Genomic DNA, 12,060 nt, shown 5'->3' on the forward strand with positions numbered 1-12,060 from the left:
CCGGCGTTTACACCTCCGGACGACTACCGGGCGGCTGTATCGAAAATAGGCCCCACCACCGTGAGCCGCTATTGCTCCTGAACTGAGACTCAGTTCCGATTTCGATCATTGCGGCCAAATTGCTTGCGGGGGTGATCGTGAACGGCGAAGCCGGATGCACCGTTTGTAGCCAAGCTCGACTCCTCAAAGCTGTTTTCGCCGTGACCAAAGGCTACGAACTGAAGCGTTATGAATGCGCCAGCTGCCGCAGCGATCTGTGGCTAGTTACGCGAGTGTCCCGATCATCCGCGCCTAAGCAGCAAAGCGGAAGATCCCGCCGAGGTACGCGGCTCAAGACCATCGAAGCGGCCTTGAGGGGCGGTCGTGGCACAGCTAATCCCAAGCTGAAAGGCCGGGCAACGTGAACCGCCGGGCTCCTCTTGCCTGGGGTGAAGGCCTTCTGCCGGCTGTGAACAGATCATATCGGTGAGAGCTGAACCCGCCGCTATCGCAATCTTGCACGAAGCCATTTCCCCGCCCCGGCGAAATCTCGCTGAAACAGAGGGGGTCGAAGCTGCCGGCATCGAACACGGGGGATGCTACATGCTAATCCTGATGAACCTGATCTGGCGGCGCCTCGCCTACAAGATGCTGGCCGGTATGCGGTCCAAGCTCGTCCGCCAATGACGAAAAGGGCGGCCGCGTAAGATGGAGAGCATCCGTCAGGACTGTCCACCAGCACGCTCCGGAGCCGGCGCCCTCCCCTTGGGCGCCGCGACTTCACCGCGGGCGGGCCTCCGTACGAAAGGAGCTTCCGTTAGACTGCCAGCGTCGAAGCCGCGACATTCTACGGCGATGCCACCCTGCGCATTAGTGTGTGACTCGTCTTTCGGTCAGGCTTGCCAAGAAGCGGCCCTAGGAGGGGAGAGACCTGAAGCGGAAAAACTGCCTTCCCTCGCCGCCGCAGGGTGATAGGCGAACTAAGCTCGAGACGATGGTGCTTCTGCGCTAGAACGTCCCTCACTATCCGCAACAGGCCAACCAAGTGAACCGGCGCGCCTTGTTTATCGGCCTTGCGCGCGTGCTGAGCCGCTAATGGTCGACGATCGACTCTCGCCGCCATGGCGCGTGAATATCGGCATGCGGCTTCAGAAGATCACCTTTGGTGAGATGCGCGAGATGGCCTAAGCGGCTCCTGATCTGCTGCCATTGCGGTCGCAACTCCCTGGCCAAACGATGTTCGTTGTCTGGTATCGAGCCGCGCGGTGTGTGTGCGCCGGGTGCGGCTACCGAGGGGCGGAGGTCAGGCCGGATTTAGCAGCGGCAAGCGGCCTCAACCTCGAGCGCTCGTTAGCCAACGCGTATTTTGCCAAGGGCAAGGCGCCGCCAGCCTACGTATGCGCGATTACGGACTCGCGGCCCGACGCGTCCGTGTCCGGTGAGATGCGCCGAGCCTAACCATTCGCTGCTTCCCCCTAAGGTTTGGCTAAGTCAAGCATAGTGCGATTCTAGAAGCGGCTGATACGTCTGCGTCTTTGTGAAGCGCTCCTCGCGCTTCGAGCAAAAGGCCCATGTCCGCGGCCACACGTTTGACGGACGCGATATACCTCCCAAGCTCGGCCGCCGTCGAACCTCCGTTGATCATTTTGATCAGGATCTGTACCTCGGCGTCGGAGGGGCTGGCTGCATATTTCACTTGGTCCTTTTAACCCGGCTTCATTTGACCCCGCGGGGCCGCAGCGATTTAACCTCCCGCTGCGGCCTTCGCCGTATGGCCGCCAGCGTGAACCGGTGGGTCGTCCGAAATGGCCGCTCGACAAAGCGCCTGGTCAGTTTTGCTTCCCATGCATGCAGGCGATCACGAACTCCCGCTTGCGCGACCTTGTCCCTTTCCTCTTCCGCCCGCCTCGAAAAACCACGTTCGGTAGCGAGCTGCTGGCTTTTTTCCAATTTTTGCGGGTGGCGAGGCGCGCCCTGCTGAGCCTGTACACCGCCTCCCACCAAAGCCAGAGCAAAGGAAGCAAATAAAATCGCCTTAATCATTCTGCGCACTCCCTACCTGCTGGCGTGAGCCGGCGGGCTTTAGGGTTGAGCTGCTGCCGGTTTGATGGACACCGGGTTAAGCTAATCCTACCTTGCGCTCGAACTCAACAGGGCTGAGGTAACCGATCGTCGAGTGACGTCGGGTCGTGTTGTAGAACCGCTCGATGTAATCGAACACATCTGCTCTGGCCTCGTTCCTGGTGCGATAGGTTTTGCGCTCGGTGCGTTCGGTTTTAAGCGACGAGAAGAAGCTCTCCATCGCCGCGTTGTCCCAGACGTTGCCGGACCGACTCATGCTGCAGACGATGCCGCTATCAGCCATCAAGCGCTGGAACTGCTCGCTGACGTACTGGCTGCCGATCGGAATGATGCATCAGGGCATCCGGCTTGCCGCGCCGCCAGACCGCCATCAACAGGGCGTCCGCAACCAACTGGGCGGTCATGCTGGCGCTCATCGACCAGCCGACCACCCGGCGCGAGAACAGGTCGATCACCGCCGACACATAGAGCCAGCCCTCAGCCGTCCAGATGTAGGTGAAGTCGGCGATCCACTTCTGGTTCGGGCGCTCGGCCTCGAACTGCCGATCCAGAAGGTTCGACGCCACGTTCGCAATCTGGCGATGGCCTGCGTCCTTCGGCAGACGCCGGCGTCGTGGCCGCGCCCGCAGGGCCTGCAGGCGCATCAGCCGTTCGACCCGGTGCAGGCCGCATTCGACGCCGTCCGCCAGAAGGTCTCGCCAGACGCGCCGCGCGCCGTAAGTCCGGTCACTGGCAAGGAAGCTGACCTTGACCTGCTGGCCTACGGTCTCGTCGCTTCGGGATCTGGCGCTGGGCGATCGGTTCAGCCAGGCATGAAAGCCCGACCGCGACACGCCCATCGCTTCGCATAGCCATGCCACCGGCCAGATGCCCCGGTGCTTCGCGATGAAGCCGAACTTCATGTCGCTTCCTTCGCGAAGTAGGCAGCGGCCTTCCTAAGAAACAGCCGGATTGGCGTCCGTCGGAATGGCCTGCAACACGAAGCCCAGAGATTTGGCCCGGCGCTGAAGGTTGGCGAGAACGCGGCTGCGATATTGTTGCTCATATTGGTTGGCACCTGGATCCCTGTAGCTCATGCCGTGCCGGAGGGTGTTGTAAAATAGAACCGCAATCTTGCGGGCGGTCGCTGTCACCGCCTTTGACTTACCCGCACGTAAGGACAGGCGGCGATAGAATGCTCCGAGCGCCGTATCGCTTCGCCCCACCGTGGTGGCCGCCAACCGCAACAGTGCGGCAGCCCGGCTGGAAGATCTCCGGGTGCGCGAAGAAAGCACTTTGCCGCCGGAGATTTTGTTGCCCGGTGCAAGGCAGAGCCAGGACGTGAAGTGCTTGGCGCTCGGCCATGCCCTCAAATCCGTGCCGCACTCGCCGATAAGCTTCAATGCGAGCGACGGACCCAGTCCATGGATCTCAGTCAGATCGACGCCGAGCACGCCGTGCAGCGCGGTCCTGACGTCAAAGGTGGGCGTGTTGATCTGTTTGGTCTTGATGCGCGGCTTGGATAGCTTCCCGACCGGCTTTGCCCCTTTATTTCCTAGCGCGGCGATCAGGACTTCGAGCTTGCGGTCACAGTCCAGCATCTTCGCCTGGTAGACGTCGTAGAGTTCTAGCGATTGGCTCAGGGCGAAGACATGTTCGTGCCGGTCGTTGCCTACCAGTGCCGCGCGAATGGTCTCGGTGGATGAATGGCATCGCACGTCCCGATAGGTTGCCAAAACATCAGGATTGCGCTCGCCTGCAACAATGGCCCGGATAATCCGCATGCCAGTGGCGCCCGTGATGTCCGAGACGACATGATGGAGCTGCAGGTTCATCTCCATCAAGGCCTTTTGCATATGCTGGATATGGGCGGCGGCATATTCCACAAGCCGCTCGCGCTGCCGCAAATAGGCCCGCAGTGTTGCGATCTCGGCATCGGGTCGGAAGCTGCCTCGTAGCAGTCCATAGGAATGAAGCTGCCGTAACCACGCGGCATCGCTGACGTCGGTCTTGCGTCCGGGCACGTTCTTGGCGTACCGGGCGTTGACCAGAATAACCTCAAATCCACGCTGCTCCAGGATTTCATAGGCTGGGATCCAATAGACCCCGGTGGATTCCATCGCGACACTGGTCACGCCGCATGCGCTAAACCAATCCGCCAGATCATGGAGATCTTGTGTAAATGTGCCGAACGCGCGCACGGGAATGTCAGTGCAGTCCGGGTTCACCGCAGCCATGTGCATCTTTGATCCGATGTCGATGGCGGCCGCGCTGACGTTGACTGGCTTCAATTCCGGCCGGTCACCGGTCGTCCTCTGGGGCATCGCAAATCCTCCATTCACTCATGAGCGGAAGGGTCTGGGTTATGCCAATCGTCATCTTCCTATTCGGGATCGCAGCCGAAGCGGCGTCACCACTCTCAAGTCCGCATGCACCCATGGACCACGTTTTTTAACGGGGACAGTGCCTCCAATAAGCTGACGGCCGCTACCCTCCCAGCCGCAGAGGATAACACAGTGCTGTTTCTACCCCGCACAGGCGCGCAACGGCCCTGGACAGTTTTTTAGGATATCCCGCTCCGCCTTCAGCTTGTTGACCTCGCGCCGCAGCCGCTCGATCTCCAATTGCTCAGGCTTCATTTGCCCGTGGCCGGGGAAGGACTGCGCAGCGTCGAAGCCGAACTCCTTCACCCATTTGCGCAGCACGTTCTCATGAACGCCCAGGTCTCGGCCAGCTTGCGCCACAGATACCCCGCGCTCCCTGACGAGCTTGACCGCCTCGATCTTGAACTCTCGACTGAACTTCCGTCTCTGCATGACCCACCTCTGGCTCGATAAAACACCCAATCTTGGTGTCCATCAAACCGGCAGCAGCTCACATGATGTCAGTAAACGCCCACTCTCGCCTTTAGTTCTGTGGCCAGAGTGAGACCCGCAAGCCAATTCGGGTCCGCGTTTAGGCGGTACCAAAGAGCCTCAGCTTTCTCTTAGATAGCCCGTCGGCTGCGACCGGCCACAAAACCGTAGACAAGAAGCACGATGATGGCGCCCACGACCGCCCCTACCAGTCCTGCGCCTTCTCCGGGCCGATACCAGCCCAGAGACTGGCCAAGATAGGTCGCAACGAACGCTCCCACTACTCCCAGGATCGTGGTCAGGATGAAACCAGAGGGCTCGTTGTCGCCGGGCATGATGAACTTCGCGATGACGCCTGCGATGAAGCCGATGATGATCGTCCAGATGATGCTCATTGTCTCTCCTCGAGCCTTAGGTAGTGTTATCCCGCCGATTGCGCCGGAAGACGTCCGTCAGGTGTGTATTTGTCCACCGCTGTCGGCAGTTCGCGAGACAGTCGATCGAGAATCTCCTGTTGCGACAGACCCGTCTGCTGCTCCAATTTTTGAAGGACATCCGGACCGATAGCCTGCTGGAGTTCGGGCGGGGTGACTTCCCGGTTCGGCCCCTGATTGATCCATGATTGGGCGGTATCGCCTTGTCCGTTCTGCCTGAAATGCTCGAGCAACTCGCCTATCCCGCCGTTTAGCAAGGAACCGACGCCACCCCCGCCCACCAGGCCGCCGAGATTGCCGAGCATACCGCTCAGTGAATCCTTGGCGCCCGCCGGCTGACCGGAGCTAGCGTTGCGAAACATGTCCGCCAGCTTGTCCCGATTTTGGTACCCGGCGATCGCGAGCATACCCAAGAGGGCGGTCATCGATGGCATTCCGCGGCTCATTCTGAGCTCCTGAGTTCGAGGATCGGCAAACATACGTAAGAAAGGGGCGACCCGCCTGGGCGGGCCGCCGCACGATTCATCGCCCACAACATACGCGGGGCTGAGAAGTTCCAGGTTTCCGTTCCGGAGGGGGTCACTAGCGGCCGATCACGCTAGCAGGGTGACTTCCGGTTGGCTTGCAGAGCCGGGGGTTATGCGAGGCTATGCCAGAAGCTGTGGTAGTCGCGTCGCCTCCAAGTGCACCTGATCGACACATCTCTGCACCGGACCCGGGTATTCTTGCTCGATCCAGGGCTCATCGGCAAAGCGAACGCCGTCGATCTTCGATAGCCGAAGGCAGATCCACTTGGCCTGGGTCGGACGCTTCGTGCGCGCACTCGCATCCACAAGGAGGGCGAATGCGCGCTCCTCTCCGGTGGTGTGGCCCAAGATGTACGGGCAGACCGTCTGGCACTTGCCGTCGCGGCCGACGTGAACGGGCCGGCGTTCAAGAAGCGCTTGTCTCAGCGCCATGAAGACTTCGCTGTGGCCTTCGCTCAGGATCTGGAAGGGCCGCTTCTGACCGCGGCGGGTCGGTACGCTGCGAAGTCCGGGTTGAAGGTCGCTGCTCGCGTGATCCCCATGCGCTCCATGAGCGCAAAACTCGTCCGGTCGACGAAGGAAAAGCTCTCGTCCGGGAAGCGCGCCGCTATCTCCGAAGCCGCATCCAGATCGGCGCGGACGATGGGTTCGATCCGAACTCCGCTGTCGCGCAGCCGCTCCCAAAAGACTTCCGCCACACCGCGGCCAAATCGGGCTCTTAGAAGCTGGCACGTCTCGACCAGCACCAGGTCCGTCGTGAGGTATTCGTCGATGCTCTGAAGGATCGACTTGGCGCGCTCGTTCTGAGCATCCCGCTTGGCGGCCACAGCGAACCAGACGGAGGTGTCAACGAACGCACTCATGCGCGTCACTCCTGAACCGAGTACTGCCAAATCTCGCGCTTTGGCCCGTTGCCCTCAAGCCATTTTTGCGCGCGCTCTTTCGAGGCAAAGAGCTTGATCCAGTCGGGCTCACCGATCGCTCTGGACGCCGGATCGGGCAAGCAGAGCCAAACCGATCCTTCGGCTGGACCGCCTTCCACTTCGTACTCCCAGGCAACGCCTTCGGGGTCGTTGTCCTGGAGCCAGGCGTCGGCGGCACCCCCAGATGCAAATACCTTGACCCACTCTGGATGCCCCGCCGTGCGCGCCTCGCCGTTCTCGTAGTCATCAAGGTAGAGCCATACGGTTCTGCCCTCTCGGCGAGCCGTGTCATGGCGGCGTACCACCTCGTTGACCCTCTGCCGGTTGGAACGATCGGTTTCAGGCAGCGACGTCACCGCCGCATAGAGTTCGGCGGGAATGCTGCGCCTGTCGCCGGGGGGCTTGGAGCGCCATTCCACCCATTGATCGAATGCGTCCGACATCTTGTTCACCTCCTTGGTTTGGCGCGGAACGGACTGTCGATGGTGAAGGCGTCCGGCGCGATCCCGCTCTCGATGCGCTTCCAGGTCACGGGCGCTGCGATCGGAAATCCCTCTCGCGCTCGCGGGGAATAGGTGCCGATCGCGGTGGTGCCACGGCCATTGCGCAGATAATCGAGGAAGATGCGATCGCGACGCTTTGCCTGAGCAGAGAGGAGGTAGCGGTCTGGATGGCGCGCTGCGAGGGCGGAGACCAGCTGATGCGCGACCCGGTGCGCCTTGTCGTGCAGCATCGGCTGATCCAGCGGCGCCATCAGATGAATTCCTTTGCCGCCGGTGAGCTTGGGCCAGGTCTCAAAACCCTCGCGCTTCATCAGCGTGCGTAGATCGAGCGCGGTCTCCACGACGCCATCCCAGTCGATGCCCTCTCCGGGATCGAGATCGATCACGATGCGGTCGGCGTGTTCGAAGTCTTCGACGGTCGCATTCCACGGGTGCAGTTCCACAGCCCCGATTTCGACGAGCCCAAGGAAACCATCCAGGCTGTCGACCCACAGGCGCGTTCCCTGGCCGCCCTCGCGCTTCTGAATACGAAGCTGGTGCACGGCGGCCGGAATGTCCTTCGGCAGCGGCCCCTTGTGATAGAAGGTCGTGCCGTGCACGTGACGGACGAGCTTCAGCGGACGGTGCCCGAGGTGCGGTAGCGCCTTCTTCCAGACCCGGGTCCAATACTCGGCGAGTTCGTCTTTGGAGGGAGCAACGGCTTCAGGCAGAAGTTGCAGGATGTTCTCGCGCGACACCCACAGCTTCGGCCGGCCGGCGACAGACGGCACCAGCCGTGGCGCCTTGATCTTGCGCAATGCGAGATCATCGCGAAAGCCCTTGAACACAGCTTCGCGGAGCAGGCCGTCATCGGTTAGCGCGCCATATTGGACCTCGATTGCAAGGGTCGGCTCGACCCAGGTCGCCTTCGGCTTTTTGATCGCCGCATCGAGCGGAGAAGTCTTGCGGATCAACGGATCAAGCCGCTCGCGCAATTCGCGCGCGGTCGTCTCGGTGTAGCCGGTACGCACCTTGCCGGCGTAGAGCAGTTTGCCATTCTGGCGCCGGCCGACGTAGAGGGAGGCGACCTTGCGCGGGCGCGCCCCAAGCTTCTCCACGAAGGCGACGATCGGAAATGTCTCGCTCTTCTTGCACTTGAGCTTGATCCAGCTCTCCTGCCGACCCGAGCGGTATGGTTCGCCGAGTCGTTTGGCGATCAGACCTTCGAGGCCCAGTTTGCACCCCTTGTCGAAGATCACGTTGCCGTCGGCCGCAAGCGCCTCGACATAGATGAAGGTCTCTGGCGCGTCCTTCAGAAGCCGCTGCAGCAGGCGCTTGCGATCCTCATACGCGACGCCGCGCAAGTCATAGCCGTCGAGGTACAGGAGATCGAAAGCGTGGTAGCGCACGCGCTCGCTGCGCTTCGGACCGAGCTCCCGCCTCAGCTGCTGGAAGTCCGGCAGGCCGGCACTGCCGTACACCACGGCCTCGCCGTCGATGATCGCACCGTTTGCCTTGAGCAGCTCGGCGCTCGCTGCAATGGAGGAGAATTGTTCGGTCCAGTCCAGGCCCGTGCGTGAATAGACTTTGACGTCCCCATCTCGCAGGTGCAGCTGCGCACGGTAGCCGTCCGCCTTGATCTCGTAGACCCAGTCTTCGCCGCGCGGCGGCTTCTCGCGTAACGTGGGATCACACGGCTCGATGTAACCAGGAATAGCAGCTTTGATGGCGCCGTGGACACGCGGTACTCCCGAACGAGACTGACGCAACGCCACCGCACACATGCCGATTCAACGCGGTCGCGCTGATTCGTTCCGTGTCTCATCTGCGGATCCCCGGAACGTGGCTTGCCTCCGAGCGTTGGCGAGCGGTGGTGCAGGGGGGGAGCGAGTGCGATGATCGAAACGGAGACCCTACTCGAAAAATGTCCCCGATGCGGCGCATGGCCCATGGCAGCGAACATCCCGAAGTCCGCTTCCGTGCGACGCGAAATCCAGTTCAGGTGTCCGAGGTGCCGGGCGGAAGAGGTCGGCTGGCTCCGTCGTCCGCAGTCGCCGCTGCGCGCTGCCTGATACCGAAGCGGCCCAAGAGCCCGTGGAAGTGTCGGCGCGCGTTCTTCCAAAGAGGCAGATGCCGTGTGGTTTCTCGCAAAGATGGCTTGAGCCCAATAATCCGGTCGAGGAAGGGCAGTGGCTCACCTGTTTTCAACAATCAGCAGCAGCAGGCGTTTTGGAACGTAATTGCCCTTCTCCGCTTTTTCTCCGTGATCGCCGGAGGAACGCGATGAAATCGACGTGGGCAGCTCTCACATTGACACTTGCCGCCTCGACATTGGGGGCTTCGGCCCAGCCGGTCAGATGGACCAGATACAACATTCCGGAGAGCGGCACCTCCGTCGACTTTCCGTCCGCGATTTTTACCGAACCAGCGGGCCGACCCGACGGTTACGGGCAACGCTTCCGCACCGCCGACGGACGCGCAGACCTCACGATCCAGGCGGCGCTGAACGTCGAGAACGATTCTCCCGCTGCTTTTCTGGCAAAGAAGCATCCGCCTTCACGCATTCAATACAAGCGAGTGACGCCACGGTTCTTTGCGGTCTCCAGCTACAAGGGCGACAAGGTTTGGTACAACCGCTGCAACTTCTCCGGGCGGCTGATCCATTGCATCCTCATCAACTATCCCGCCGACGAAGAGCGCGACTGGGACAACATCGTCACTCGCATCAGTCTGTCGCTCAGCGGCAAATAGCTTCTCCACGGGCTCACGCTGACATCTTCGCAGTCCCGCCGTTCAAAGCGCGCTGAGGTCGTCCGGGACTTCGCCGAACTTGCGAATGACGGTGGCGTCTCCGAACTCGCCGGTCGCAGGATCACCGCTACGGCTGAACGCGACCGCGCCCAGGACCCCGGGCTGGCGAGACAGCGCCTCGGCACGCATCACGGCGGCATTGGCCGAGAAGCACTCCGTCGCCTCGCCGGCGGCGGTCCCATCGTCGGCGGCAACGAAGGGCAAGGCGACGTAGTAGGTGACCTCGGCCATCTCAGTCGTACCAATCCTTCCGATCGCGCGGGATGTCGAGCCGGCGGCGCGAGTAGCCGGCGGAAACCGAGGCGCGTAGCTCCACGACCTGAGCCTCCAGGAAGCAGTTGGCGACAAGCAGCGATTTGACCGCTTCCCGCGCATCTCCGCCGCAGGCGGCGATGGCCTGGTCGGCGGCGGCTTCCACCTCGAAGGTGGCTGGTTTGGATGGCTCGGGTCGGGTCACGGGAGTATGTTCTCAGTTTGTTCGCAAGAGTCAAGGCTGCACGTGTCGTGTGATGGTGCCTCGCTGGGCAGTCAGGCACGGATATGCGTGGACGGGGGCGGCAGTGTCGGAACTGTGTCGCGCCGTCCGTCTTGAGTCCGAGTCCCCGTACCTGGAGCGTTGCGTACCGATGGCCCCCCGCGCGAACTGGAAAGGCTTCCTGCGCCTGTCGCTCGTCACCTGCCCGGTGGCGCTCTACCCGGCTACTTCCGAGAGCGAGAAGATCTCGTTCAACCAGCTGAACCGGCAGACCGGTCACCGAATCAAGTACCTCAAGGTCGACACCGACACCGGCGAGGAGGTCCCGAACGAGGACATCGTCAAGGGCTACCAGTTCGAGAAAGATCAGTTCATCGAGGTCTCCAAGGAAGAGCTCGAAGCGATCGCGCTGGAGTCCACGCGGACCATCGAGATCGACGAGTTCGTCGACAAGGCCGACATCGACCCGCGCTACCTGATCCGTCCCTACTACATCCGCCCCGACGGGAAGGTCGGCCACGACGCCTTTGCCGTGATCCGCGAAACCATTCGCGAGATGGACAAGGTCGCAATCGGCCGTGTGGTGCTGACCAACCGCGAGCACATCATCGCGCTCGAGCCTATGGACAAGGGCTTGGTCGGCACGCTGCGCTACCCCTACGAAGTGCGCAGCGAGCAGGAGTATTTCGAAGAGATACAGGACGTCAAAGTCACCAAGGATATGCTCGATCTCGCCAGGCACATCGTGAACCAGAAGGCGGGGCGCTTCGATCCGGAGAAATTTGAGGATCACCATGAAAACGCGCTGATCGAGCTCATCAACCAGAAGCGCGCCGGCAAGCCGATTACCCCGAAGGAGCGTCCGCGCGGTGATAACGTCGTCGATCTAATGGACGCGCTACGCAAGAGCGTCGGCAGTGCAGCAGCCGAGAGTAAGACAGCGAAGAAGCTCACGAAGAAAGTGAAGAAGGCGGCGGCTGGCCAGAAGGAAATACTGATGCCGATCGCCGGCAAGAAGCCGGCAAAGGAAGTCACCCCGAAGAAGCAGACGGCCGGGACGCGGCGGAAGTCTGCCTGACGTTGAAACAGGGGTCGCATGGAGGCGAAACGCGTGCTTGGAGAGCACGGTTTGGGTGGAAGACGCTGCGCCCGACCCTAACGGGTACGCCCTACAGAATACTTAGTAGGCCGATCGGTACGCCAAAACTAAGCGGCGACCTTCAGAGCGCCCAACCGCTTACGGAGAAACGCCAGGACATAATCTCGTTGGCGGTGAGCTTCGACTAACGCGCTCCAGATCTCGACAATGTCGCCGGCCGTATTTGAAGGGATGCTAAGGTCGCCGGACGAAAAGCGAAATCTGCGGTGTGGAATGCACTTGTTCTACTGGAGTTGCGGCCTTTCCGCCGTACTCTTTTGGCCAATGCGGTGCGTTCCCCCCACGCTCTGCGCGTTTGCGGTACCACGGCATTCCGTCAACAGGCGGCGGGCGGAAGGTAAGAAACCGAAGGTG

12 protein-coding genes and 2 pseudogenes are annotated in these 12,060 nt (G+C 61.5%); 2 read left to right on the forward strand and 12 right to left on the reverse strand.

Annotated features, from left to right (window positions below; translation table 11 throughout):
* Window positions 1-1,695 precede the first annotated feature (1,695 nt).
* From IVB07_RS23615 to ligD, 10 genes and pseudogenes are all read right to left on the reverse strand, one after another.
* Window positions 1,696-2,022, reverse strand: a complete 327-nt coding sequence (locus IVB07_RS23615) for a hypothetical protein (protein WP_247336324.1) — start codon at window positions 2,020-2,022, stop codon at window positions 1,696-1,698.
* A 76-nt stretch (window positions 2,023-2,098) separates the two neighbouring features.
* Window positions 2,099-2,996, reverse strand: a pseudogene (locus IVB07_RS23620) (IS3 family transposase); the annotation flags it as partial.
* Window positions 2,997-4,364, reverse strand: a complete 1,368-nt coding sequence (locus IVB07_RS23625) for an IS110 family transposase (protein ID WP_247337952.1) — start codon at window positions 4,362-4,364, stop codon at window positions 2,997-2,999.
* A gap of 237 nt (window positions 4,365-4,601) precedes the next feature.
* Window positions 4,602-4,856 (reverse strand): annotated as a pseudogene (locus IVB07_RS23630) (transposase); the annotation flags it as partial.
* A gap of 170 nt (window positions 4,857-5,026) precedes the next feature.
* Window positions 5,027-5,290 carry a GlsB/YeaQ/YmgE family stress response membrane protein gene (locus IVB07_RS23635; RefSeq protein ID WP_247363320.1) on the reverse strand — a complete coding sequence of 88 codons (264 nt, stop codon included), beginning with the start codon at window positions 5,288-5,290 and terminating at the stop codon, window positions 5,027-5,029.
* 26 nt (window positions 5,291-5,316) lie between these two features.
* Window positions 5,317-5,775 carry a YidB family protein gene (locus tag IVB07_RS23640; RefSeq protein WP_247337956.1) on the reverse strand — a complete coding sequence of 153 codons (459 nt, stop codon included), beginning with the start codon at window positions 5,773-5,775 and terminating at the stop codon, window positions 5,317-5,319.
* 201 nt (window positions 5,776-5,976) lie between these two features.
* Window positions 5,977-6,288 (reverse strand): hypothetical protein, encoded by a 312-nt coding sequence (locus IVB07_RS23645; RefSeq protein WP_247337958.1) that lies wholly within the window; start codon window positions 6,286-6,288, stop codon window positions 5,977-5,979.
* A 23-nt stretch (window positions 6,289-6,311) separates the two neighbouring features.
* Window positions 6,312-6,719, reverse strand: a complete 408-nt coding sequence (locus tag IVB07_RS23650; protein ID WP_247337960.1) for a PIN domain-containing protein — start codon at window positions 6,717-6,719, stop codon at window positions 6,312-6,314.
* A 5-nt stretch (window positions 6,720-6,724) separates the two neighbouring features.
* Window positions 6,725-7,222, reverse strand: coding sequence for a hypothetical protein (locus IVB07_RS23655; protein WP_247337962.1), 498 nt, complete (start codon window positions 7,220-7,222; stop codon window positions 6,725-6,727).
* A gap of 5 nt (window positions 7,223-7,227) precedes the next feature.
* Complete coding sequence (gene ligD, locus IVB07_RS23660) at window positions 7,228-9,045, reverse strand: DNA ligase D (protein ID WP_247363340.1); 1,818 nt, start codon at window positions 9,043-9,045, stop codon at window positions 7,228-7,230.
* A 499-nt stretch (window positions 9,046-9,544) separates the two neighbouring features.
* Between ligD and IVB07_RS23665 the strand changes: the two genes are divergently transcribed.
* Window positions 9,545-10,012: a hypothetical protein gene (locus IVB07_RS23665; RefSeq protein WP_247364712.1), complete on the forward strand. Its 468-nt coding sequence runs from the start codon at window positions 9,545-9,547 to the stop codon at window positions 10,010-10,012.
* A gap of 42 nt (window positions 10,013-10,054) precedes the next feature.
* On the opposite strand, the gene IVB07_RS23670 is transcribed toward IVB07_RS23665, so the two are convergent.
* Together IVB07_RS23670 and IVB07_RS23675 are read right to left on the reverse strand one after the other, a co-directional pair.
* Window positions 10,055-10,303: a hypothetical protein gene (locus IVB07_RS23670; RefSeq protein ID WP_247335577.1), complete on the reverse strand. Its 249-nt coding sequence runs from the start codon at window positions 10,301-10,303 to the stop codon at window positions 10,055-10,057.
* Between the two features lies 1 nt (window position 10,304).
* Window positions 10,305-10,529: a hypothetical protein gene (locus IVB07_RS23675; RefSeq protein WP_026233688.1), complete on the reverse strand. Its 225-nt coding sequence runs from the start codon at window positions 10,527-10,529 to the stop codon at window positions 10,305-10,307.
* 169 nt (window positions 10,530-10,698) lie between these two features.
* Here IVB07_RS23675 and IVB07_RS23680 point away from each other — a divergent pair, with 169 nt between their 5' ends.
* On the forward strand, window positions 10,699-11,625 hold the full coding sequence (locus IVB07_RS23680) for a Ku protein (RefSeq protein ID WP_018458923.1): 927 nt from the start codon (window positions 10,699-10,701) through the stop codon (window positions 11,623-11,625).
* Window positions 11,626-12,060 lie beyond the last annotated feature (435 nt).

The organism is Bradyrhizobium sp. 172, from assembly GCF_023101065.1.
GTDB classification, from domain to species: domain Bacteria; phylum Pseudomonadota; class Alphaproteobacteria; order Rhizobiales; family Xanthobacteraceae; genus Bradyrhizobium; species Bradyrhizobium canariense_D.